This window comes from Cupriavidus agavae, from assembly GCF_004217045.1.
Taxonomy (GTDB): domain Bacteria; phylum Pseudomonadota; class Gammaproteobacteria; order Burkholderiales; family Burkholderiaceae; genus Cupriavidus; species Cupriavidus agavae.
This window is the reverse complement of record NZ_SGXM01000001.1, coordinates 1,223,334-1,246,058: the sequence shown is the minus strand read 5'-3', so window position 1 is coordinate 1,246,058 and position 22,725 is coordinate 1,223,334. Positions and strand designations below refer to the sequence as shown.

The following is a 22,725-nucleotide window of genomic DNA, read 5'->3' as shown; positions in this document are numbered from 1 at the left end:
ATCACCATGAGACGCCTTCGCAACGCGAAGATCGTGGCTACGCTGGGTCCCGCCAGCACGTCACCCGAAATCATCGATGCCCTGTTCGACGCCGGCGCCGATGTGTTCCGCCTGAACTTCAGCCATGGCAGCCATGAGGATCACAGGCAACGGCTCGACACAATCCGGGCCATCGAGCAAGCGCGTAGTCGCCCAATCGGTGTGCTACTCGATCTGCAAGGCCCGAAGCTGCGGATCGGAACGTTTGCCGACGGTCCCATCCAACTGGCGGCGGGCGCAGCGTTCCGGCTGGATCTGGACAGGGATCAGCCGGGAACGGTTTCCCGCGTCAGTCTCCCGCATGCGGAAATATTCGCCGCACTGGGCGAAGGCGCCGAGCTGCTTCTTGACGACGGCAAGATCCGCTTGCGCGTGGACCGTTGCGGCAGCGACTTTGCCGAAACCACCGTGGTCAACGGCGGGGCCCTGTCCGACCGCAAGGGCGTCAACGTTCCGGGCGTGGTGCTGCCGATGTCGGCAATGACCGAAAAGGACCGCCGCGACCTGGACTTCGGGCTCACGCTCGGCGTCGACTGGATTGCGCTGTCCTTTGTCCAACGCCCCGAGGACATCCGGGAGATCAAGGCAATCGTGCAGGACCGCGCCGGCATCGTTGCCAAGCTGGAAAAGCCTGCCGCGATCCGGAGCCTCGATGCCATCGTTGCCGAGTCCGATGCAGTGATGGTGGCGCGTGGCGACCTGGGCGTGGAAATGCCGGCCGAGCAGGTGCCGTCGCTCCAGAAGCAGATCGTCCGCGCGTGCCGCAAAGCGGGCAAGCCAGTCATCGTCGCCACGCAGATGCTGGAGTCGATGATCGCCGCGCCTGTGCCCACGCGCGCCGAAGCCTCGGACGTGGCGACGGCCGTCTACGACGGCGCCGATGCCGTCATGCTCTCGGCCGAATCGGCCTCGGGCAGGTATCCCGTTGAAGCCGTAACGATGATGAACGGCATCATCACACGCACCGAATCCGATCCGCTCTATCACGACGCGATTCAGTCGTCGCACACCCCGCCGCGCGCCGAAGCCGCAGACGCCATCGGCTACGCGGTGCGACATGTGGCCGGGTTGCTCAAGGTACCGGCTACCGTCGCTTACACCAGTTCGGGCTATTCCGCGCTGCGCATGGCACGTGAGCGCCCCGAAGTGCCGATCCTGGGCATGACGCCGCGTCTTGCCACGGCTCGCCGCCTGGCACTCGCCTGGGGTGTCCATGCCGTGCTGTGTCATGAAGTCGTCGATGTGCTTGAAATGACCGAACTGGCGAGCCGAACGGTCGTCAAGGAACACTTCGGCGAACCCGGCCAGTCGATCGTTATCTCCGCCGGCTTGCCGTTCACCGTGGCTGGCACCACTAACCTTCTGCGCATTGCGCAGGTCCAGTAAGGAGGCAAAGGATGTCAGTGATTCACGAAGTGCGCGGCTACGAGATCCTCGACTCGCGCGGCAATCCCACTGTGGCGGCTCGGGTGCTATTGGCCGATGGCAGCGAAGGTTTTGCAGCGGCCCCCTCGGGTGCTTCGACGGGCGCGCGTGAAGCCATCGAACTGCGTGATGGCGACAGCGCGCGCTACGCCGGCAAGGGTGTGCGCAATGCCGTCAGCCACATCGACGGCGATATCGCACGCGCGCTGGCAGGCATGCGCGCATCGGAGCAGGCTGAAATCGATCAATGCCTGATCCGGCTGGACGGCACAGTCGACAAGTCGCGACTGGGCGCCAACGCGCTATTGGCCGTCTCGTTGGCGACGGCGCGGGCCGCGGCCGCGTCGGCAGGTGTGCCGCTCTATTGTTCGATAGGCGGCGACGGCGCACAGATGCGCTTGCCCATGCCGATGATGAACATCATCAACGGTGGTGCGCATGCCGACAATAGCGTGGATATGCAGGAGTTCATGATTCTGCCAGTCGGCGCCCCATCGTTCTCGGAAGCTGTGCGTTGGGGCGCGGAAGTGTTCCATACGCTCAAGGCCCTTCTGAAGCAGCGTGGCTTTTCCACGGCAGTAGGCGATGAAGGCGGCTTTGCGCCGGACCTGCAGTCCAATGAGCAGGCGCTGGAAGTCATCATGCAAGCCATCCACGCCGCGGGCTTCCAAGCTGGCCGCGATATAGCACTGGGCCTGGACGTGGCGAGTTCCGAGTTCCATCGAGACGGGAGCTATGTCCTGCAGTCCGAGGGCCGCAGCTACGACAGCAGCGGATTTGTCGATCTGCTCGCAGGCTGGGTAACGCAATACCCCATCGTCACGATCGAAGACGGCATGGCCGAGGACGACTGGCAAGGATGGAAGTTGCTGACCGAGCGTCTTGGAGACCGCGTGCAGTTGGTGGGCGACGATCTGTTTGTTACCAACGCCGTCATCCTCCAGGAAGGCATCGATTGCGGCGTGGCCAATGCCATCCTCATCAAGCCGAACCAGATTGGTACGTTGAGCGAAACACTGGCGGCCGTCGAGATGGCGCATCGCGCGGGCTACGCATCGGTGATGTCGCACAGGTCCGGCGAGACCGAAGATACGACGATCGCCGATCTCAGCGTCTGCACCGCTGCTACGCAGATCAAGACCGGTTCGCTGTCGCGTTCCGACCGCGTTGCCAAATACAACCGTCTGCTCTACATCGAGGCCGAACTTGGCTGCGCAGCCACGTTTTCCGGTCGCGCTGCGTTCCCAAGTTTGCGCCATATTTAGCACATCACCACGCATTGCCATCAATACAATCAAAGGAGACAAACATGCGTACATTCACGACTCAACGCGTCCGTGGCCTCTGCGGGCTTTTCGTGATCGGCTTTGGAATCTGCGCAGCGTCGCAGGCATTTGCACAGGACTGGCCAGCCAAGCCGATTAGCCTGGTCGTTCCGTTCCCGTCTGGCGGCACGACCGATGTCCTGGCACGCGCGCTGGGCGATCAGTTGTCCAAAGCGCTCGGCCAGCCCGTCATTGTTGAAAACCGTCCAGGCGCGGGTGCCACGGTCGGCGCGGACTACGTTGCGAAAGCCAAGCCGGACGGCTACACGCTGCTGATGGGCGCCGTCCACCACACCATTGCCACGTCCGTCTACAAGAAGCTCCCCTACAGTTTCCAGAAGGACCTGACCCCGGTATCCACACTGGCGATGGTCCCTAACGTGCTGGTCATCAACAGCGCAAAGACGCCCGCAAAGAATGTCGCGGAACTTGTCGCATTTGCGAAGAAGACATCTCCAGAGTTGTCGTATGGCTCCAATGGCAACGGCACTGCGCAACACCTGATCGGAACCCAGTTTCAGGCGACGACCGGCGTCAAGTTGCTGCACGTGCCATACAAGGGCAGCGGTCCGCTCACCACGGACCTCCTCGGCGGTCAGGTTTTCATGTCTTTCGACACCCTGACGACGGTGCTACCGCACATCAAGGGCGGCAAGCTGAAAGCGCTGGCAGTCACCACAGCGAAGCGGTCGAGCGCCATGCCTGACGTACCCACAATGGACGAGGCGGGTCTCAAAGGCTTCGACATTGGTACCTGGTTCGGCGTGCTCGCTCCCGCTGCAACACCTAAGCCCGTCGTCACAAAACTTAACACAGAAATTGTAAAGATTGTCAGCTCACCCGACTTCCAGCAACGTATGCTCGCTGCAGGTGCCGAGCCGATGTCTAGTACGCCTGAAGCTTTTGCCAAGCGCATCAATGACGAGACCAGCAAGTTCGCTACCCTCGTAAAGGAGGGCAATGTCACCATCGAATAGTTCGAGATGCTGCCTCAGGGGAAGTGAACAGTGATGCGCGACTGGAGACAGGCTGCCGAGTGGGCATCCTGTGCCCCAGCCGCGCAGATTTGAGGCGACTTCTATGTCTGATAGTCGATAGCAACGGCCATCCGTCCAACGTCCTCATACGTCTCAGAAGGGTCGGAAAGCGCCATCTAAGTCGTGGGCGGCCTGGGAGGACCATCGACTGAGTCGTCGTTCGATGCAGAGAGAGGATGGTTTCGCATCGCCTGTTCGAGGTCGAGCCGGTTTACCAATCGCTGTCGCTTGACGTTCAGCGGCACCTTGGCGGGCCGCGGTGGCTCGCCGTGCAGCGTCCGTGAGGGGGCTGCGAAGCGGCGGTTGTCACGCAACGACTGAACCTCCGCTGCGATAGCCAGTGTCCGGCCCAGCCGCTTGTTGTCGACGATCGCGCCCTGGTCGACCTCCGGAAAGCGATCGTAAGTGGTGTAGGGGAGGGGGCCGCCATTCGCCCACAACTCGACATGCCCATCGGGATACTCGGCGACCTCGATATAGTGGTGGATCAACCCCCGGTGCTCGGGAAGATCCTCGAGCATGTACAACACCTTGGCGTACTGCAGCGTCAGGCTCTGTGACACCTTGCGCCACTCCCGCCAACTGAAATCCGTGCCAGATTCTCATCGCCGCGCAACGGCCGGTGCGCATCGAACTCACTGCGCGGCGTTTTGCCAAAGCGAGCGTTGAAGTCGGCCATGAAGATGGGCGCGAACCTGTTCGCCGCTTCCATCGAATTGATCCCGTGCAGCCGCAGCTCCTTGACCAGACGGTCCTGCAGCGTGCCGTTCATCCGTTCGACACGGCCCTTGGCCTGACTTGTGTTGGCGCACACGATATCGATGTTGAGCTCGTATAACGCCCGGCCGAACTGTGTATAGCCGCGGCCTTCGGCATTGTCCTTCGCATTGACCCGAAAGACGCCAGCCTTGTCGGAATAGAACGCTTGGGGCTTGCCATGGCGCTCGAGGTAGGCGCGTGTGGCGGCGAAATAGGCCAGCGTCGATTCTGTTGGCACGAACAGCAATTGCAGCAGGCGGCCGGTGGCGTCGTCCACGAAGACCAGCAGCGTGCAGGCCGGCGCCCGGTCCTCGAACCAGGCGTGATCGCTGCCGTCGATCTGCACCAACTCGCCCAGACAGGACCGGCGATTGCGCGGTTGATGGATCCTGGGCGGACGTTGCCTGCGTGGCACCCAGAAGCCCGCGTCGATCATGATCCTGCGTACCGTCTCCTTGGCCAAGTGGATGCCGTGCCGTTCGCGCAACTTTTCGGCGGCGAGCGTCGGGCCAAAGTCGGCATAGCTGTCACGGATCAGGCCGCGCACGCTAGCCCCGACGCCTGGCGGGAGCTGGTTGTGACCAGATTGGCCCCAGCGGCGGGAGACCAGACCCTGTGGGCCGTCCTGCCGATAGCGCTGCGCCAGCCGCTCGATCTGGCGCCGGCTGATGCCAAGCTTCTCGGCGGCGCGCTAGACCATCAGGCCGCCCCGCACGACGGCCTCGATGATCTTGCAGCGGTCCAGTTCCCGTAGGCTCATGGTGATGGTGTCCGGTCGTGTCATGTCGCGCTCCAACGAAGCCTTGGGGTACGACATCTCAATCTAGCTCAGGTACGACATTAAAACTTGGCCGTGACACCCACCATGTCAATAATGGTTATTATGTTAAATAATATAACCCCCAAAACAGACACCCGAACTCCCCATCCCGCCATCCCCCCAACCTCACTCCATCTCTGGCAGCCTCGGCTTGAACCGCTGCCGTTCGATGGCGCCGCTGCGGGCTACGAGGATCGTCGATTCGGGGATTTCCTCCCAGACGTCCTGCACGTCGATCAGCGGTTCGGACAGCACCAGGAAGGCGTCGTCGCCGGCGGCGATGATGCGGGGGTCGTCCGGATATAGCGCACGCAATTGGCGGAACGACGTGCTGTGGAACAGCGACCGCGATGCGCCTTCGCTCGAATACCGGACCGCGACGATCTGCTTGCCGTCCGTTACGCAGACCGTCATGTTGAGCGGGTTCTGCACGTCGCAGCGCCGTGCCGTTTCCTCGATCAGGCCGGCCATCTGCTCCAGGGCGCCACGCGGGTCGCGTTCCAGGCCAAAGGTCAGCGCCAGGAAGAACATCACCTCGGAATCGGTCGAGCCCTCGATCCAGCGGAACAGGTGTGGCGCCACGGCCAGCATCAACTCGCGCCGCAACTGGGGGTATTCGCGGATCAGGCCGTTATGGACAAACAGCCATCGGCCGAAGCGGAACGGATGGCAGTTGGTCTCCTGTGTCGGCGTGCCGGTAGCCGCCCGCACGTGGGCCACGAACAGCGGCGCCCGCACCGCCCGCGCCGTTTCGCGCAGATTGGTGTCGCTCCAGGCGGGATGCAGGCAGCGGTAGCGGAACGGCAGTTCGGAATGCCGACCGTACCAGCCCACGCCGAAACCGTCGCCGTTCGTCGTGGTATGGCCAAGTCTGGCGTTCAGGCTCTGGTCGATCAGCGAATGTTCCGGCTGGAACAGCACGGCTTCCAGCGGTACGGAACGACCCGAATAGGCCAGCCAACGGCACATATCTCCCCTCCTCTGCGAGTTTTGGTAGCGGTATCTCCACTTCAGCATAGCAAGGGTCGCCATTTCTTGAAGTAGGAAAACTGGAGATTGCGCTATTCCACCGCTCGCGTAGAATACTGTACATCCATACAGTATCCCGTCATGGAACTGCTCAAGAAACTCGAAATCCTGGCTGATGCGGCGAAATATGACGCATCATGCGCCAGCAGCGGCGCCCCCACACGCGATTCGGTCGGCCGTGCCGGACTTGGCGCCACCACGGGCGCCGGGATCTGCCACAGCTTCACGCCGGATGGCCGCTGTGTGTCGCTATTGAAGATCCTGCTGACCAATTTCTGCCAGTACGACTGCCAATACTGCGTGAACCGGCGGTCCAGCAACGTGCCGCGCGCCCGCTTCCTGCCGGCCGAAGTGGTCAACCTGACGCTGGAGTTCTACCGGCGCAACTACATCGACGGTCTGTTTCTGAGCTCGGGCATCATCCGCAGCGCCGACTACACGATGGAGCAACTGGTGCAGGTGGCACGTTCGTTGCGCGAGGAGCATCAGTTCCGAGGCTACATCCACCTGAAGACGATTCCGGACGCCGATCCGCGCCTGATCCGCGAAGCAGGCCAGTTTGCGGACCGCCTCAGCGTCAACATCGAACTGCCCACCGACGGCGGCCTGCAGCGGCTGGCGCCCGAGAAGAATGTCCATACGATCAAGCGTGCGATGGGTTCGATCCGGCTGGCCCAGGAGGAAGCCGAAGTCGAGAAATTGCCGCCCACGGCCCGCGCGCCGGCAGGCCAGAGCACCCAGATGATCGTGGGCGCCGACGAGGCCGACGACCGCACCATCCTTCAGACGGCCCAGACGCTATACGGCGCCTACAAGCTCAAGCGCGTCTACTACTCGGCGTTCAGTCCCATTCCTGACAGCCCTTCCGCCCTGCCCGCCCAGGCGCCGCCGCTGCTGCGCGAGCACCGGCTGTACCAGGCCGATTTCCTGCTGCGCGGCTATGGATTCCGGGCCGAGGAACTGTTCCAGAAAGACGGCGCGCTGCCGCTCGATATCGACCCGAAGCTGGCCTGGGCGCTGGCCCATCGGGAGTCGTTCCCGGTTGACCTGAACCGCGCGCCGCAGCGGCTGATCGCCCGCGTGCCTGGCATCGGCATGCGCAACGCCAAGCGTTTGGCGGAATTACGACGTACGCGGGCCATCCGCTACCAGGACCTGATCCGGCTGCGCTGCGCTATGGATACGGTCAAGGCATTCGTCGTGACGCAGGACTACAAGCCCGCGCTGGCCGAACCATCTTCGGAGCAACTGCGCCGGGCGCTGGCGCCCGCGCCGCAGCAACTCGCGCTGATATGAGTGACATTGCCGCGCCCGTGCTGAGCGTCGACGGCGGTTATGCAGGCTGGCGCAAGCAGGCGCGGCATGCGCTGGCGCAGGGCTGGCCGCCCGAGTCGGTGTCCTGGGATGCGCAAGGCGCTGCCTCGTCGGCAGCCTCGGGACAACTGTCGCTCGGCGTGGATGCCGCGCCGGCAGCGTTGCCCGGCGCTGGCGTGGTGGACGTCAAGGTTTCGAAGGAACTGGCCGCCCTGCTGCGCGACGCCGCGCACCATCGCTCGGCGCAGCGCTGGGCGTTTTTGTACCGCGTGCTGTGGCGCTGGGCGCATGGCGACCGCTCCGTGGCGTCGGCCGCCGATGAAGATGGCGCGCGGCTTTACGCGATGGCCAAGGCGGTACGGCGCGCCCAGCACGACATGATTGCCTACGTGCGGTTTCAGGAGCGCCGCCCGGACATGACGGTGGGCGTCGGCGACGACTTGCCCAAGTACCTCGCCTGGTACGAGCCTGACCACGACGTGCTGGCCTACGCGGCCGACCATTTTGCGAAGCGGATGGGCGGGGCTACGTGGTGGATCGGCACGCCGGACGGGGCGGCCACGTGGGACGGCCAGACCATTCGCTACTCGCCCGCTCCGGCTGACGCCAGCGCGTTCCGGGCCGGCGCCGACCAGATCGAGCCACTGTGGATCGCCTATTACAAGAACATCTTCAACCCGGCCCGGCTCAACGAGGCCGCGTTGCACCAGCATATGCCGGTGCGTTTCTGGAAGGGCCTGCCCGAAGCAGCGCTGATTCCCGAAATGATCGCCGAGGCGCGCAACGGCGCCCGCCGCGTGGGACAGGCGGCGACGGTCGGCAGCATGCGCGGCAAACAGGTCGCGGTCGATGCCGAACAGGCGCTGCCGGTTCGGCCCGCGCCCACTTCGCTCGACCAGTGCCGGAACTGCGACCTCTGGCGTCATGCCACCCAGGCCGTGCCGGGGCGCGGCCCCGAGACGGCGCGGATCATGGTGGTCGGCGAACAGCCCGGCGACCAGGAGGATCTGTCGGGCGAGCCATTCGTCGGCCCGGCCGGCAATGTGCTTGACGAGGCACTGCGCGGGGCGGGCGTCGCGCGTGACAGTCTGTATCTGACCAACGCCGTCAAGCACTTCAAATGGGTTGCGCGCGGCAAACGGCGCCTGCACAAGACGCCCGGCCAGCTTGAGGTGGAAGCCTGCGCGCACTGGCTCGACCAGGAACTGGCGCGGATACGTCCGAAGGTCATCGTCACGCTTGGCGCTACCGCGCTGGGCGCCGTCGTGCGCGAAAAAGTACGGCTGCGCGATGCGATGGCCACCCCGATTCGGCTCGGAGACACCTGGATCGTGGCAACCTGGCACCCGTCCTATGCCCTGCGCGTGGACAATCCGGCCGCCCGCGCCAGCGTCGAAGCCGAGATCCTGGCAGCATTGACCCAGGCCCGGCGGCTGGCCGAGGAGGAAACTTTTGCGGCCGGGCCGGCGTCGGAGTGATTCCAGTCACCGTTTTTGCAGGTTCACGATGAAAAAGTCACTTGTTGCCGCGCTTGGCGCGCTTCTGCTGTTTGGCGCGATGTCTGGCTGCGCCAGCCGGACCGGCTACGACGATGGCCAGTCGGGGGTGACCGCATATGGAGTGGTGGACGTGGGGATCGAGACGACGCGGGAGCGGTGATGGTGTGCTCCCCTCCACCGCGAGCGGGAGAGGGAAGCACGCACAGCGGGCAGGCACGTTCACGCGCTCACCACCTTGTCCGCCGTGATCGGCGTGGTCCTGAACCGTTTCCCCGTGGCGTGGAATATGGCGTTGCTGATGGCCGCTGCCACACCGACGATGCCGATCTCCCCTACCCCTTTTGCCCCGAAGCGGCTGACGATGCGGTCGTCTTCGTCGACGAAGATCACATCGATGTCGCCGATGTCGGCATTCGACGCAATGTGGTACTCGGCCAGGTTGTGGTTCATGAAGCGTCCGAGCCGGTGGTCCGCGTGGGTTTCCTCGAACAGCGCCTGGCTGATGCCCCAGACCACGCCGCCGGTGATCTGGCTGCGCGCGGTCAGCGGATTCACGATGCGGCCGGCGGCCACGGCGCTGACCACCCGGGTCACCCGGATCGCGCCCAGCACCTCGTCCACCTTGACCTCGCAGAACACCGCCGAATGCACGGCGCGCACCGATTGTTTCTGCTTCGGCAGGTCTGGCAGCAGCAGGTGGCGCACTTCCAGGTGCGTCCGGCCTTTCGAGAGCAGCACGGCTTCCAGCGGCATCGCCGTTTCGGGGCGGTCCACGCGGACGATGTTGCCGTCGCGGAACGCCACGTCTTCGAACGCGCATTTGTCGAAACCCCGCTCGGGAATCTCGCGCGCCAGGCGCCAGAGCTGGCGCTGCAGCTTCTCGCAGGCGCCGTGGACGGCCGAACCCACCGTGGCGATATGGGACGACCCGCCCTCGATCGGCGCGAACGGCAAGTCTGAATCGCCGAGCCGGAACACCACCCGTTCCAGCGCCATGCCCATGACCTCGGCCGCGATCTGCGAGATCGCCGTATAGGTTCCGGTGCCGATATCGGTCGCCGCGCAGCCGATTTCCAGCCGGCCGTCGGCCAGCAGCCTGGCACTGGCGCGGGCCGCCATCTGCATGGCGTCCCAGGTACCGGTGGCCATGCCCCATCCCACCAGTTCATGGCCGTCGCGCATCGAGCGCGGCGCCGGCTGGCGGGCGTTCCAGCCGAAGGCGCGGGCGCCCTGCGCGTAGCACTCCATCAACTGCTTGGTCGAAAATGGCAGGCCGGCGTTGCTGTCGCGCTCGGCGTAGTTGATGCGGCGCAGTTCAAGCGGATCGATGCCGGCGGCGTACGCCAGTTCGTCCATGGCGATTTCCAGCGCGTGCACGCCGTGGGCGGCGCCCGGCGCGCGCATGTCCATCGGGGTGGACCGGTCCAGCGACACCACCTTGTAGACGTAGCGGAGGTTGTCGCAGGCGTAGAGCTGCCCTGACCAGTTCACCACCACTTCCACGTAGTCCTCGTCGCGCGAGGTCTCGGCCACGGCTTCGTGGATCAGCGCGGTCAGCCGGCCGTCGCGCGTGGCGCCCAGCCGTATCCGCTGCCAGGTTTCGGGGCGGCGCCCGAACGTGAACATCTGCTGGCGCGTCATGACCACCCGCACCGAGCGCTTCAGTTGCAGCGAGGCCATCACGGCCAGCAGCAACTGGTACTGCGGCCGCAGCCCCGAGCCGAACGCGCCGCCCACGAACGGATTGCGCACCGTCACCTTGCGCTTGGGCAGGCCGAACACGCGCGACACCATCCAGCGCGAATTTTGCGAACCCTGCGTCTTGTCGTAGATCGTCAGGTGCCCGCGCGCGTCGCGGATGACCGTGCTGGCGTGCATCTCCATCGGATTGTGGTGTTCGGCACCGGCGTAGAACTCGGCATCGACGGTCAGCTCGGCCTGCGCGAAGGCCGCGTCGGGGTTGCCCTTGGGCTTGGGCGGCTTCGAGAAGCCGGCCTTGAAACCGCCCGGGTCGTGGGCGTCGTCGCGGCGCGCCAGCAGGTGGGTCTCGTGCGGCTTTTCCTCGTATTCCACGTGCACCAGCGCGGCGGCGTGGCGCGCGGCCTCGAAGGTCTCGGCCACCACCAGCGCCACGGGCTGGCCGCTGTAGCCGATGGCGTCGTCGTGCAGCGGGCGCAGCGGCATGCCGGCCGGCGCGGTCATGTCCTTGTAGAACAGCCGCATCGAGCGCATTGGGGGCCGGTTCTCGTGGGTCAGCACGTCGATGACGCCGGGCACGGCGCGCGCCGCCTCGCTGTCGATCCGTACGATGCGGCCGCGCGCAATCGTGCTGTTGACCACCACGCCATAGCACAGGTCCGGCACCGGATGCTCGGCGGCGTAGCGGGCCGCGCCGGTGACCTTGGCCTCGCCGTCGATGCGGGGTACCGGCGTGCCAATGCCGGCCCGGCCGGTGCCCGGCGGGGCCAGTGGCTGCTGGTCGATCTCGAACGGTGCCAGCGTGGTGTCAGTCATGATGCATCCCCTCGTTCCCGTCGTTCCACGTCGGGTCGTTCGCAAAGGCGTCCTGCCCGGTATTGGTCAGGATGCCGGCAGCGGCCATTTCCAGCGCCCGCACGATGGCGCGCTGGGCCAGCGGAATCTTGAACGCATTGCCGGGCGTGCTTTCGGGCAGCGCCGGGCCACCCCAGGGCCGCGCCTCGCGCAGCACCAGCGCGGCGGCTTCGGCGAAGCTTGCTTCGGTGGCGGGCTTGCCGGCCAGCAGCGCCTCGGCGTCAGGGTCGCGCCACGGTTTGTGCGCCACGCCGCCGAGCGCCAGGCGGGCGCTGGCGATCAGCCCGTCCGCGCCGATCTCCAGCGCCGCCGCCACCGACACCAGCGCAAACGCATAAGACGCCCGCTCGCGCACCTTCAGATACGCGCTATGGCCCGCGTACGGGTTCGGCGGCACGCTGATATGCGTGATTAGTTCGTCCGGCTGCAGCACCGTGTCGATGTCGGGCCGGTCCCCGGGCAGGCGGTGGAACGCGGTCATCGGAATCTCGCGCGGCCCGCGCACCGATTCCACGTGCACCGTGGCGTCGAGCGCGGCCAGCGCCACGCACATGTCCGAGGGGTGCGTGGCGATGCAATCCGGGCTGGCACCAAGGATGGCGTGCTGCCGGGCCAGGCCGCGCGCCGCCGGGCAGCCGCTGCCGGGCTGGCGTTTGTTGCACGGCACCCCGGCGTCGTAGAAGTGGTAGCAGCGCGTGCGCTGCAGCAGGTTGCCGCCGTTGGTGGCCATGTTGCGGATCTGGCCCGAAGCGCCGGCCAGGATCGCCGCGCGCAGCAGCGGAAAGCGGTCCCAGACCACCGGATGCTCGGCGGTATCGGCATTGCGCGCCATCGCACCCAGATGCAGCGTGCCGTCGGGCAGGCAATCGATCTGCCGCAGCGGCAGCCGGCCGATATCGATCAGCGTGCCCGGCTGCATCACGTTTTCCTTCATCAGGTCGAGCAGGTTCGTGCCGCCAGCGAACGGGCGCGCGCGGGCGTTGACATCCTCGCCCAGCTGGATGCCAGCCATCGCGGCCAGTGCCTCGGGAACGGTGTCCACGCGGACATAGCGGAACGGATTCATGGCTGCTGGCTCCGGTTGGCGTCGTCGCCCACCGACAACGCGTCCACCTGCCGGCCCTCGGCCAGCAGTACGCGCGACACCGCCTCGACGATCTGCGGATACGCGCCGCACCGGCACAGGTTGCCGCTCATCCGCTCGCGGATCTCGGCCCGGTTGCGCGGCGGGCGTTCGTCCTGCAGCGCCACGGCCGAACAGATCTGGCCCGGGGTGCAATAGCCGCACTGGAACGCGTCGCAGGCGATGAATGCCTGCTGCACCGGGTGCAGGCCGGGCCCGCCGTGGAGCGCGGCCACGCCCTCGATGGTGGTGATATCCGCGTCATCGTAGGCCACCGCCAGCGCCAGGCAGGCGTTGATGCGGCGCCCGTCCGCAATCACCGTACAGGCGCCGCACTGGCCGTGGTCGCAGCCTTTCTTGGTGCCGGTCAGGTCGAGCACGTCGCGCAGCAGGTCGAGCAGCGTCATCCAGGCCGGAACTTCCAGCTGGTACTCGCGGCCGTTGATGCGCAGGTGCGTAAGGTGGGTATCGGGAGCGAGTCCCGGCGTGACGAGGGCGTCCATGGGGGTCTCCGGCAAGGGGGCGTGCCAGTGGGGGATGTTGTGATGCAGTGCGGGCGCGCAAATGTCGTACCCGGCCCGGTGGGCGGCGGCGGGTCGATGGCGGCGCACCTTCCGTGCCCCGCTTTGCAGTTTGGAAGGCGCGCCGGTGTAAAGCTTGCCGGGCCTAGGCCGCGCCTTCGCCAATTAGTCCCCGGCAGGCCCGGATGGCGGCGTCGAGCGGCGGGGCATCACCGCTCGGCCGGTAGGCCATCAGTTGCCCGTCCGCCGTGGCGACGGAGTTCCACCAGGTGTTGAGTTCGGCTTCGCTCCAGCCCCGGCGGGTGGCGGCGGGCACGGTATCGGTCAGCAACTGCCTGACCCGTTGGTCGAATTGCGCTTCGGTGAGCATGTGCGCCCTCCCTGTCTCCGGCGTGGCGCGGTCAGGAGACCGATGTCAGTGCCAGTTCGTTGCGAATCTCGCAGCCCGGCAGGCTTTCGCGCGCCAGCGCTTCCACGCGGTCGCGCGTGGCGGCATCGCGCACGGTGCCATGCAGCGTGCAGGCGCCATCGCTGAATTCCGCCGTGACCACGCCCGGATCGACGATGGCGGCCAGCCGTTCGTCCAGGACCTCGCGGCGCTGCAGGTCGCTCAGCGGCGCCACGGCATCCATGTCGCGGTTGTCGTACTGGCCCAGCGATGCCGGGCCGGGTACGGGCCGCGTGCCGGCCACGAGCGGTTCGGGTGCGCTGGCACCGGGCGCCACGCCGTACATGCCGTAGCGCTCCACGCCTTCGGGTTCCTTGCCCCCGGACGGCACGTACGGGGTGGTCGGCAGGTTGTCGTGGCTCTGCGGCTTGACCATGCCGGAGGGTTCGCCGGCGGGCGCCTCGGGCAGGTTGCTGCGGTCATCGCGCACGGCGCTGTGGCCGCCGTAGTGGTAGTCGGTCAGCGAGGGCTTGTTCGGATCGGCCATGTGCAGTCTCCTTTCGATCGGTGGATGCAGGGAGTTTCCGGTGTGGCGATGCATCGATCGTGCCAAGCCCGCAAAGCCTTGCCGGACCGGGGCCGGCGGGCCGGCAGCCGGGTAAATCCTGCATACCGGTAGTACGGCCTTACCGGATGGTGGCTCCCGCGCCCCGGCCTATAATGCGGAGCCCCCGTCTCCGCTTCGGCCAACGCCCCGCCCTCGCCCGCCACCGTGACCAACCGTCTCCACTTCGACCTGACCACCGTCCAGCTTTTCATTGCCGTGGCCGAACTCGGCAGCATCACGCGCGGGGCCGAGCGGCTGCACCTGGCGGCGGCCGCCGCCTCGCGGCGCGTGCTGGAACTCGAAGGCCAGCTTGGCGTGGCGCTGTTCGAACGGCTGCCGCACGGCATGGGCCTGACCGAGGCCGGCCGCGCGCTGCTGGCGCACGCACGGGGCATCACCCATACCGTGCAGCGGATGCAGGACGACGCCGCCTCGTTCGTCGGCGGCGACCTTGGCGTGGTACGCGTGGCGGCGCCCAAATCGGCCGTGATCCAGTTCCTGCCGTTCGATATCCAGCGCTGCGCCGTGGTGTGCCCCGGGGTGAGGGTGGACCTGCAGGAGATGAACAGCCAGGAAGTCCAGCAGGCGCTGCGCCGGGGCACGGTCGATATCGGCATCTACGAAGGCAGCCTCGGCATGGTGGACCTGCCCACCGCGCCGTACCGCACCGACCGCCTCCAGCTTGTGGTGGCGCGCGGCCATGCCCTGGCGCGGCGGCGCAAGGTGGCGCTGGCCGATGTGCTCGACTGCGACCTGATCACGCTCGGCGAAAGCTCGGCCATCTCGATCATGCTCGACCGGCTGGCCGAGGAGGCGGGCCGCGTGCCGCGCATGCGGATGCGCGTGGGCGGGTTCGACAGCATCGCCGCACTGGTGGCCCAGAGCCTGGGCGTGGGGGTCATGCCCGAGGCCATCGCCGCAGAAATCGCGGGCGGCAGCCGCTTCGTGCGGGTACCGATCGCCGAGCCCTGGGCCGAGCGCCAGTTCGTGCTGTGCCACCGTCCCGACGACGCGCTGTCGTCAGCCGCCCTGGGCGTGCTGGCGGTGCTTGCGCAAAATGCGAAACCTGACTCCCCAAAATAGCGATAGCCCGCGCTGCCCGCCTTGCCCATCATGGGATCCATAACGATTCCCATATGGAGACACCTCATGCAGCGCAGACAATTCCTTCTCGGGGCGACCGCCGGCCTGGCCCTGCCCTCCCTGGCCTTCCCGAGCCTGGTCCGCGCCGCCGACCTGCCGACCGGCCCGGTCCGCGTGGTGGTGGGCTTCGCGCCCGGCGGCGGCACCGACGTGCTGGCCCGTGTGATCGGCCAGAAGCTCGGCATGATGTGGAACACCAGCGTGGTGGTTGAAAACAAGCCCGGCGCCACCGGCGCCATTGCCGCCGCCTTCGTGGCCAAGCAGCCGCCTGACGGCACCACGCTGCTGATGGCGCACGTCAACAGCCACGCCATCGGCCCGGCCCTGCTCGACGTCAAGTACGACCCGGTGGCCGACTTCTCGCCCATCTCCATGGTGGGCGTGACCCCCAACATGCTGACTTGCCGCCCCGAGCAGAAAGTGCGCTCGGTGGCCGATATCGTCGCGCTGTGCCGCAAGAAGCCCGGCCAGATCTCGTTCGGCTCGTCCGGCATTGGCTCGGCGCAGCATCTGGCGCTGGAACTGTTCCGGATGCAGGCCAAGATCGACGTGGTGCACGTGCCGTACAAGGGCTCGGGCCCGCTGATCGCCGACCTGCTGGGCGGCCAGATCGACTATGCGTTCGACACCATGACCGCCGCCACGCCGTTCATCGCGCAGGGCAAGGTGATCCCCATCGCCCAGACGCGCCTGAAGCGCGCCGCCAGCCAGCCCAACGTGCCGACGCTGGCCGAATCGGGCTTCCCGGGCCTCGACGCGGCCTCGTGGTACGGGCTGGTGGGCCCCAAGGGCATGTCGCCGGCGCTGGTGCAGCGCATGAACCAGGACGTGAACCGGGCGCTGGCCATGCCCGACGTGGCCGAGAAACTCAAGAGCTTCGGCGCCGAGGATTCGGGCGGCACGAGCCAGCAGTTCGGCGCGTTCATCGCGTCGGAATCCGCCAAGTGGAGCAAGGTCGTCAAGCAGGCCGGCGTCAAGGCCGAAGCCTGACGCACTGCGGACCCTGCCCTCCCCCGAACATGATTGCCTACGGAATCCAACGATGACGCAACCCAACACCTCCTCCGATCGTCCGCTGCCGCTGGCTGGCGTGCGCGTGCTCGACGTCTGCCAGGTGATGGCCGGCCCCTACGCCTGCATGCTGCTGGCCGACCTGGGCGCCGACGTGATCAAGATCGAGCCCCCTGACGGCGGCGACCAGACGCGCGGCGCCATGGGATTCAAGATGAAGGGCCCGGACAGCATGGGCTTCCTGAACATGAACCGCAACAAGCGCAGCGTGACGCTCGATCTCAAGACCGAGGCCGGCCGCGAGGTGCTCTACAAGCTGGCCGAATCCGCCGACATCCTCGTGGAGAACTACCGCCCCGGCGTGATGAAGCGGCTCGGCATCGACTACGACACGCTGGCCGAAATCAACCCGAAGCTGGTCTATGTGAGCATCTCGGGCTTTGGCCAGTCTGGCCCGTGGGCCAAGCGCCCGGGTTTCGACCTGATGGCGCAGGCCATGTCGGGCGTGATGAGCGTGACGGGCTACCCCGGCGACGCCCCGGTCAAGTGCGGCGTGCCGGTGGCCGACATCGGATGCGCCTTGTTCGCCACTTACGGCATGCTGGCCGCCTATATCGGCGCGAAGGAGACCGGCAAGGGCCAGTACGTCGACGCGTCGCTGTTCGATTCGGCGATGGCGTTTTCGATCTGGGACACGTCCGAATACTGGGGCACCGGGCGCGAGCCCGAACCGCTCGGCACGGCCAACCGCATGAGCGCCCCGTACCAGGCGATGAAGTCCGCCGATGGCTATTTCGTGATGGGCGCCACCAACCAGAAGCTCTGGCAACTGCTCTGCCAGACACTGGACCGGCACGACCTGCTGGCCGACGAGCGATTCTCGACGGTCGCCCTCAGGCTTGCCAACCGCGCGGCGCTGATCGCCGAACTGGAGCGGACCTTCGCGCAGAAAACCAGCGACGAGTGGATTGAATCGCTGCTCGAAGTGGGCATTCCGGCCGGGCCGATCCTGACCTACCCGCAGGCGTTCGACAGCGAGCACGGCAAGCACCGCCAGATGCGCATCGAAATCGACCACCCCATCGAGGGCAAGGTCCCGAACATCGGCTTCGCCGTCAAGATGGGCGGCACGCCGCAGCAGGTGCGGCGCCACCCGCCGCTGCTGGGCCAGCACACCGACGAGGTGCTCGCCGAACTCGGCATCGATCACGACCAGAAGGAGGCGCTGGCCGCAGCCGGCGCGTTCGGCGCATGACGGCCCCGGCCAGCACGATGGACCGCACGCCCGAGGCCGGGCAGGTCACGCTGGCGGTGCAGGGGCAGGTCGCCACCCTCACCTTCGACCGCCCTGCCGCGCGTAACGCGATGACGTGGACGATGTACGAGCAACTGGGCCAGCACTGCCGCGACCTCGCCGGCGACGGCGGCGCCGGCATCCGCGTGGTAGTCATGCGCGGCGCCGGTGGCGAGGCGTTCGTGGCCGGTACGGACATCGCCCAGTTCCGCGCGTTCCAGAGCGGCGACGACGGCATTGCCTACGAGGAACGGATCGACGAGGGCATCGCCCTGGTCGAGAAACTGCCCATGCCCACCGTGGCCGTGGTCGACGGCTGGTGCGTCGGCGGCGGGCTGGCCATCGCCACTGCCTGCGATTTCCGCCTCGCCACGCCCAATGCCCGGTTCGGGGTGCCGATTGCCCGCACGCTCGGCAACACGCTCTCGGCCCAGAACCTGGCCAAGCTGCGCGCCGCCTGGGGCCTGCAACCGGTGCGCCGCATGCTGCTGTTGGCGCAGATCCTCGATGCGGACGCAGCGCTGGCCTGCGGCTTCCTCGAAGGCATCCGCCAACCCGACGAACTCGACGCCGAAGTGGCCGCCCTGTGCGAAAAACTCGCCAAACTTGCGCCGGTGACCCAGCAATCCGCCAAGGAAGCCCTGCGCCGCCAGACCGTGGAGGCCGTAGCCGATACCGACGACCTGGTCCGGCGCTGCTACGGCAGCCGGGATTTCATGGAAGGCGTGGAAGCGTTCGTGGAAAAACGGGCACCGCGGTGGCGGGGGGAGTAGGCTACTTGTCAGGCTGAAACGCAGCCCTTATAATCGGAGTACCACTTGCGGGGCGTCCCACTTAGGGCAATTAGAGCCGGACAGTCGTGTCGCGTAGGTGGTCACATTCGAGGGCCGTCATCTGACGGCCCTTTTCCATTTCTCCTGCCCTTACCTCTCCCACAGCAGCAAGCCCTGCTGGCGCCATTCCGATTCAAAGGCGCGATCCTCCTTGGCATAGATCGACTTCACCATGTTCACGCGCTCACGTCCAAGCGACACCGCCGCGTGCATTGCAACCACGAGCGGCCCGAGGTGATTGGCCTCGAAGGTAAGAACGACTGCGCTGCTGCCGATCGACGTTGCTCTGGTTCGACTTCTGAAGATCGCTTTGGGCTCAAGCAAAGTGCCATAGATTCCCTTCAGGAATCGGATCGGCACGCCATGGCGGAATAGTATTTTGTCCAAGTCTGCAACGGCCATGGCAAGCGGCGCCGCAGGGAAACCATACGGGTAGTAAAGCTCCGGCGTCGCGCCAAGTCGAATCGCCCGAGCTTTGATCCGACTCACCTCTGTCGCGCAACCGCCACGTAGCGTTGCACATGTCGTTTCCAGAATCAGTTCATAGTTTGGATCTTTCAAGATTGGACCGCCCTCGAAGAGATGCGTACAAAGAAGGTGACGAAGGTAGCACTTCCACCTTCACCACTCTTTGACGCCGGTCTCGTCTTGAACACTGTCCCGATGCCATGAACTCGAACGAACCGCGACCATTGCGATAAGTTTTCTTATCGCAATGATCCGGTTAGCAGAGGACAACTTGGGGCTGCGGGCCGTGGACGTGATCACATGATGCGAAAAGGTATGGCCCCGGAGATGATGCCGACGGCAAAAATGGGAACCAAAGGAATGGCGAGCAGCACGATAACGCCGTCTGCGGCCACGGTAAGCGGCGTAGCAAGGATCTTCAGGGGTAGCGGTGCCGATGGCGTTTCCTCCCTGACCGTGACCGCATAGGTCTGGTTCAATGCCTCGGCCTGTAACGGCAACGCCTTGGTGCCTGCCCGATAGCGCGTGCCATGTAGCGTGAGCGCAGGCTGTTTTGCGCCGGTACCCTTCACTTCCACGTTTCCAGATACCGCGTTCTCTCTCGTCACGGTAAACACCGAGAAGTTGGCGGAGAGCTTTTCGCGCAACGGTGAATTCAGAAGGTCGACCAGGCCGGGAGGTGCATCGAATATGTAATGGTAAAGAGGCGCTACGACGACCAGTTTCTTGCCGTCCTGACTCATCAGGATTTGGCTGACTGTTTCCGTGTAGAGCTCGTAGTCCGGATAGTTATCGGCCTCATACATTCCCCGGGTCACGCAACCCGAAGTGCCGAGCAACGAAACCAGAAGAAGCGGAAGAAATTGCCTGCGCTGCATGGAGATATCCTTATCAGTCGTTGCAAACAGAAAATGCAGCCGTAGCACCTCATTCACCGCGCAGAACGGCACAAGGCAGCCCGGCACCTCGTTGAAGGACATCGAATCTATCCAACCACCTCTCCTTTCGAGATCGGAAAAGCGCCAAAATCCGCCCACCAACCCAAGAAATCGCTGAAGTCCTAGCCGCGAGCCCCTGCCTGCCGCGTCTCCGTTAAAATCCCGGCACATCCACCCTGCTTCACCCCCGTGCCCCTCCACCAGGGTTTCATCCTCACCCGCCATTGGCGCGACACCCCCGCGGGTACCGAAGTCGAGTTCTGGCTGGCCACTGACGATGGGCCGCGCCGGCTCCGGCTGTCGCCGCAGCCTTCCACCGCGTTCGTGCCGGCTGCGCAGCGGGCGGCGGCCGAGGCGGTGCTGCGCGGCGAGCGGGGGGACGTGGAACTGCGCGAGCTGCCGCTGCAGGATTTTCAGCAGCGGCCGGTGCTGGGGCTCTATTGCCAGCAGCATCGCCAGTTGATCCGGCTGGACCGCGCGCTGCGCGATGCCGGGGTAGATGTCTACGAGGCCGATATCCGGCCGCCCGAGCGCTACATGATGGAGCGCTTCATTACCGCGCCGGTCTGGTTCGACGGCGAGGCCGGGGCCGATGGCATCCTGCGCAACGCTCAGATGAAGCCGGCCGCCGGCTACCGGCCGCCACTGCGGCTGGCGTCGCTCGACATCGAGACCAACGCGTTCGGCGATCTCTATTCGATTGCGCTCGAAGGGTGCGGGCAGCGGCAGGTCTACATGCTGGGGCCGGCACCGCAGAACCCTGCCGAGGCCGTCGATTTCCAGCTCGACTACTGCGCCACGCGCCGGGACCTGCTCGAACGGCTCAACGACTGGATGGCCCGGCATGATCCGGACGCGATCATTGGCTGGAACCTGGTGCAGTTCGACCTGCGCGTGCTGCGCGAACACGCCACGCAATACGGCATGCCGCTGCGCCTGGGCCGGGGCGGCGCCGAGCTCGAATGGCGCGAGCACAACCGCCAGCAGCACTATTTTGCGGCGGCGGCCGGCCGGCTGGTCATCGACGGCATCGAGGCGCTACGCTCGGCCACGTGGAGTTTCCCGTCATTCAGCCTGGAATCGGTGGCGCGGACGCTGCTGGGCGAAGGCAAGGCGATCGACAACCCCTACGACCGCATGGCCGAGATCGACCGGATGTTCGCCCAGGACAAGCCCGCGCTGGCCCGCTACAACCTGCGCGACTGCGAACTCGTGACGCGCATCTTCCAGGCCACGGAGTTGCTGCCGTTCCTGCTCGAACGCGCCTCGGTGACGGGCCTGCCGGCCGACCGCAACGGCGGCTCGGTGGCGGCGTTCACGCATCTGTACATGCCGCTGATGCACCGGCAGGGCTACGTGGCGCCGAACCTCGGCGATACCGCCCCCGAGGCCAGTCCGGGCGGCTTCGTGATGGATTCCCGGCCGGGGCTCTATGAGTCGGTGCTCGTGCTCGACTACAAGAGCCTGTATCCGTCGATCATCCGCACGTTCCTGATCGATCCGGTGGGGCTGGTGGAGGGGCTGGCGCATCCCGGCGATGCCGATTCCGTACCCGGTTTCCGGGGCGCCCGCTTCTCGCGCACGAAGCACTGCCTGCCGGCCATCGTCGCACGGGTCTGGCAAGGCCGCGAGGCGGCCAAGCGCGACGGCAACAAGCCGCTCTCGCAGGCGCTCAAGATCATCATGAACGCGTTCTACGGGGTGCTGGGATCAAGTGGGTGCCGGTTTTTCGATCCGCGCCTGGCGTCGTCGATCACGATGCGCGGGCACGAGATCATGCGCCAGACCCGCGAACTGATCGAGGCGCGCGGCTACGAGGTGATCTACGGCGACACCGATTCCACCTTCGTGTGGCTGCGCCGCGCCCGGCCCGAGGAAGACGCCGCCAGCATCGGGCGCAGCCTGGTGGCGTACGTCAACGACTGGTGGCGCGACCACCTGTGGCAGACCTACGGGCTGGAGAGCGCGCTCGAACTGCAGTTCGAGACACATTTCCGGCGCTTTCTGATGCCGACGATCCGCGGCACCGACCTCGGCAGCAAGAAGCGCTACGCCGGACAGGTAATGCGCGCCGATGGGCGGCCCGAGATGGTCTTCAAGGGGCTGGAAACCGTGCGCACCGACTGGTCGCCGCTGGCCCAGCAGTTCCAGCAGACGCTGTACGAGAAGATCTTCAACCGCGAGCCGTACCAGGACTATGTGCGCGACACCGTGCGCCGCACGCTGGCCGGCGAGCTCGACGACCAGTTGATCTACCGCAAGCGCCTGCGCCGCCAGCTCGGCGACTACCAGCGCAACGTGCCGCCCCACGTCCGCGCGGCGCGTATCGCCGACGAGTACAACGAGCGCCACGGCCGGCCCCGGCAATACCAGAACGGCGGGTGGATCAGCTACGTGATGACGCTGGCCGGGCCGGAACCGCTGGAAACCCGCGCGGCGCCGCTCGACTACGACCATTACGTCACCCGGCAGCTCCAGCCGATTGCCGACGCGATCCTGCCGTTCCTGGACGATGACTTCGGCACGCTGCTGAGCGGACAGATGGCGCTGTTCGGGGAGTAGGCGGCCAGGTCCGGACTCTGCGGTATCCTCTCCCTTC

At 66.0% G+C, this 22,725-nt stretch carries 19 protein-coding genes and 1 pseudogene; 11 read left to right on the top strand and 9 right to left on the bottom strand.

Annotated elements, in window-relative coordinates; translation table 11 throughout:
* The first annotated feature begins 6 nt into the window (after positions 1 to 6).
* Genes pyk through EV147_RS05605 form a run of 3 tightly spaced genes read left to right on the top strand, consistent with a single transcriptional unit; the run spans position 7 to position 3,766 of the window.
* On the top strand, positions 7 to 1,425 hold the full coding sequence (gene pyk / locus EV147_RS05615; protein ID WP_130390108.1) for a pyruvate kinase: 1,419 nt from the start codon (positions 7 to 9) through the stop codon (positions 1,423 to 1,425).
* Positions 1,426 to 1,436: 11 nt separating this feature from the next.
* Complete coding sequence (gene eno / locus EV147_RS05610) at positions 1,437 to 2,729, top strand: phosphopyruvate hydratase (protein WP_130390107.1); 1,293 nt, start codon at positions 1,437 to 1,439, stop codon at positions 2,727 to 2,729.
* Between the two features lie 44 nt (positions 2,730 to 2,773).
* A complete protein-coding gene (locus EV147_RS05605) occupies positions 2,774 to 3,766 on the top strand; it encodes a tripartite tricarboxylate transporter substrate binding protein (protein ID WP_130390106.1) in 993 nt (330 codons plus the stop codon).
* A gap of 176 nt (positions 3,767 to 3,942) precedes the next feature.
* Here EV147_RS05605 and EV147_RS05600 read toward each other — a convergent pair.
* Together EV147_RS05600 and EV147_RS05595 are read right to left on the bottom strand one after the other, a co-directional pair.
* Positions 3,943 to 5,369: pseudogene (locus EV147_RS05600) on the bottom strand (ISNCY family transposase).
* A gap of 162 nt (positions 5,370 to 5,531) precedes the next feature.
* A complete protein-coding gene (locus EV147_RS05595) occupies positions 5,532 to 6,374 on the bottom strand; it encodes a class II glutamine amidotransferase (protein ID WP_130390105.1) in 843 nt (280 codons plus the stop codon).
* Between the two features lie 141 nt (positions 6,375 to 6,515).
* Between EV147_RS05595 and EV147_RS05590 the strand changes: the two genes are divergently transcribed.
* Genes EV147_RS05590 through EV147_RS26075 form a run of 3 tightly spaced genes read left to right on the top strand, consistent with a single transcriptional unit; the run spans position 6,516 to position 9,407 of the window.
* Positions 6,516 to 7,730 (top strand): putative DNA modification/repair radical SAM protein, encoded by a 1,215-nt coding sequence (locus EV147_RS05590; protein ID WP_130390104.1) that lies wholly within the window; start codon positions 6,516 to 6,518, stop codon positions 7,728 to 7,730.
* Positions 7,727 to 9,226 carry a UdgX family uracil-DNA binding protein gene (locus tag EV147_RS05585; RefSeq protein WP_130390103.1) on the top strand — a complete coding sequence of 500 codons (1,500 nt, stop codon included), beginning with the start codon at positions 7,727 to 7,729 and terminating at the stop codon, positions 9,224 to 9,226. Before EV147_RS05590 ends, EV147_RS05585 begins: the two co-directional genes overlap by 4 nt.
* A gap of 28 nt (positions 9,227 to 9,254) precedes the next feature.
* Positions 9,255 to 9,407: a hypothetical protein gene (locus EV147_RS26075; RefSeq protein ID WP_198680172.1), complete on the top strand. Its 153-nt coding sequence runs from the start codon at positions 9,255 to 9,257 to the stop codon at positions 9,405 to 9,407.
* Positions 9,408 to 9,466: 59 nt separating this feature from the next.
* Here the strand turns inward: EV147_RS26075 and EV147_RS05580 are convergent, their stop codons facing one another.
* The 5 genes from EV147_RS05580 to EV147_RS05560 all read right to left on the bottom strand — a co-directional run bounded on the left by EV147_RS05580 (position 9,467) and on the right by EV147_RS05560 (position 14,379).
* Positions 9,467 to 11,761 (bottom strand): xanthine dehydrogenase family protein molybdopterin-binding subunit, encoded by a 2,295-nt coding sequence (locus tag EV147_RS05580; RefSeq protein ID WP_130390102.1) that lies wholly within the window; start codon positions 11,759 to 11,761, stop codon positions 9,467 to 9,469.
* Positions 11,754 to 12,866 (bottom strand): FAD binding domain-containing protein, encoded by a 1,113-nt coding sequence (locus EV147_RS05575; RefSeq protein WP_130390101.1) that lies wholly within the window; start codon positions 12,864 to 12,866, stop codon positions 11,754 to 11,756. Before EV147_RS05575 ends, EV147_RS05580 begins: the two co-directional genes overlap by 8 nt.
* Positions 12,863 to 13,426 carry a (2Fe-2S)-binding protein gene (locus tag EV147_RS05570; RefSeq protein WP_130390100.1) on the bottom strand — a complete coding sequence of 188 codons (564 nt, stop codon included), beginning with the start codon at positions 13,424 to 13,426 and terminating at the stop codon, positions 12,863 to 12,865. Before EV147_RS05570 ends, EV147_RS05575 begins: the two co-directional genes overlap by 4 nt.
* Before the next feature lie 163 nt (positions 13,427 to 13,589).
* Complete coding sequence (locus EV147_RS05565) at positions 13,590 to 13,814, bottom strand: hypothetical protein (RefSeq protein WP_130390099.1); 225 nt, start codon at positions 13,812 to 13,814, stop codon at positions 13,590 to 13,592.
* A 31-nt stretch (positions 13,815 to 13,845) separates the two neighbouring features.
* On the bottom strand, positions 13,846 to 14,379 hold the full coding sequence (locus EV147_RS05560) for a BON domain-containing protein (protein WP_130390098.1): 534 nt from the start codon (positions 14,377 to 14,379) through the stop codon (positions 13,846 to 13,848).
* Positions 14,380 to 14,604: 225 nt separating this feature from the next.
* Here EV147_RS05560 and EV147_RS05555 point away from each other — a divergent pair, with 225 nt between their 5' ends.
* From EV147_RS05555 to EV147_RS05540, 4 genes are all read left to right on the top strand, one after another.
* The gene (locus tag EV147_RS05555) at positions 14,605 to 15,522 is read left to right on the top strand and encodes a LysR family transcriptional regulator (protein ID WP_130390097.1); all 918 of its coding nucleotides are present in this window, start codon (positions 14,605 to 14,607) and stop codon (positions 15,520 to 15,522) included.
* Between the two features lie 66 nt (positions 15,523 to 15,588).
* A complete protein-coding gene (locus EV147_RS05550; RefSeq protein ID WP_130390096.1) occupies positions 15,589 to 16,572 on the top strand; it encodes a Bug family tripartite tricarboxylate transporter substrate binding protein in 984 nt (327 codons plus the stop codon).
* A 52-nt stretch (positions 16,573 to 16,624) separates the two neighbouring features.
* Positions 16,625 to 17,848 carry a CaiB/BaiF CoA transferase family protein gene (locus EV147_RS05545; RefSeq protein ID WP_130390095.1) on the top strand — a complete coding sequence of 408 codons (1,224 nt, stop codon included), beginning with the start codon at positions 16,625 to 16,627 and terminating at the stop codon, positions 17,846 to 17,848.
* Entirely contained in the window at positions 17,845 to 18,660 is an 816-nt protein-coding gene (locus tag EV147_RS05540; protein WP_235844609.1) for an enoyl-CoA hydratase/isomerase family protein, read from the top strand. The genes EV147_RS05545 and EV147_RS05540 overlap by 4 nt, the downstream gene beginning before the upstream one ends.
* A 150-nt stretch (positions 18,661 to 18,810) precedes the next feature.
* Here the strand turns inward: EV147_RS05540 and EV147_RS05535 are convergent, their stop codons facing one another.
* Both EV147_RS05535 and EV147_RS05530 read right to left on the bottom strand, forming a co-directional pair.
* On the bottom strand, positions 18,811 to 19,281 hold the full coding sequence (locus EV147_RS05535) for a MuF-C-terminal domain-containing protein (protein WP_130390094.1): 471 nt from the start codon (positions 19,279 to 19,281) through the stop codon (positions 18,811 to 18,813).
* Positions 19,282 to 19,484: 203 nt separating this feature from the next.
* Entirely contained in the window at positions 19,485 to 20,168 is a 684-nt protein-coding gene (locus tag EV147_RS05530) for a hypothetical protein (protein ID WP_130390093.1), read from the bottom strand.
* A 147-nt stretch (positions 20,169 to 20,315) separates the two neighbouring features.
* On the opposite strand from EV147_RS05530, the gene EV147_RS05525 reads away from it, so the two are divergent.
* A complete protein-coding gene (locus EV147_RS05525) occupies positions 20,316 to 22,688 on the top strand; it encodes a DNA polymerase II (protein WP_130390092.1) in 2,373 nt (790 codons plus the stop codon).
* The last annotated feature ends 37 nt before the right edge of the window (positions 22,689 to 22,725 follow it).

Excerpts from the sequence above, each read along its gene's own strand:
- pyk (WP_130390108.1), top strand. The coding sequence starts at position 7 with ATGAGACGCCTTCGCAACGCGAAGATCGTGGCTACGCTGGGTCCCGCC.
- eno (WP_130390107.1), top strand. The coding sequence starts at position 1,437 with ATGTCAGTGATTCACGAAGTGCGCGGCTACGAGATCCTCGACTCGCGC.
- EV147_RS05605 (WP_130390106.1), top strand. The coding sequence starts at position 2,774 with ATGCGTACATTCACGACTCAACGCGTCCGTGGCCTCTGCGGGCTTTTC.
- EV147_RS05595 (WP_130390105.1), bottom strand. The coding sequence starts at position 6,374 with ATGTGCCGTTGGCTGGCCTATTCGGGTCGTTCCGTACCGCTGGAAGCC.
- EV147_RS05590 (WP_130390104.1), top strand. The coding sequence starts at position 6,516 with ATGGAACTGCTCAAGAAACTCGAAATCCTGGCTGATGCGGCGAAATAT.
- EV147_RS05585 (WP_130390103.1), top strand. The coding sequence starts at position 7,727 with ATGAGTGACATTGCCGCGCCCGTGCTGAGCGTCGACGGCGGTTATGCA.
- EV147_RS26075 (WP_198680172.1), top strand. The coding sequence starts at position 9,255 with ATGAAAAAGTCACTTGTTGCCGCGCTTGGCGCGCTTCTGCTGTTTGGC.
- EV147_RS05580 (WP_130390102.1), bottom strand. The coding sequence starts at position 11,761 with ATGACTGACACCACGCTGGCACCGTTCGAGATCGACCAGCAGCCACTG.
- EV147_RS05575 (WP_130390101.1), bottom strand. The coding sequence starts at position 12,866 with ATGAATCCGTTCCGCTATGTCCGCGTGGACACCGTTCCCGAGGCACTG.
- EV147_RS05570 (WP_130390100.1), bottom strand. The coding sequence starts at position 13,426 with ATGGACGCCCTCGTCACGCCGGGACTCGCTCCCGATACCCACCTTACG.
- EV147_RS05565 (WP_130390099.1), bottom strand. The coding sequence starts at position 13,814 with ATGCTCACCGAAGCGCAATTCGACCAACGGGTCAGGCAGTTGCTGACC.
- EV147_RS05560 (WP_130390098.1), bottom strand. The coding sequence starts at position 14,379 with ATGGCCGATCCGAACAAGCCCTCGCTGACCGACTACCACTACGGCGGC.
- EV147_RS05550 (WP_130390096.1), top strand. The coding sequence starts at position 15,589 with ATGCAGCGCAGACAATTCCTTCTCGGGGCGACCGCCGGCCTGGCCCTG.
- EV147_RS05545 (WP_130390095.1), top strand. The coding sequence starts at position 16,625 with ATGACGCAACCCAACACCTCCTCCGATCGTCCGCTGCCGCTGGCTGGC.
- EV147_RS05540 (WP_235844609.1), top strand. The coding sequence starts at position 17,845 with ATGACGGCCCCGGCCAGCACGATGGACCGCACGCCCGAGGCCGGGCAG.
- EV147_RS05530 (WP_130390093.1), bottom strand. The coding sequence starts at position 20,168 with ATGTCCTTCAACGAGGTGCCGGGCTGCCTTGTGCCGTTCTGCGCGGTG.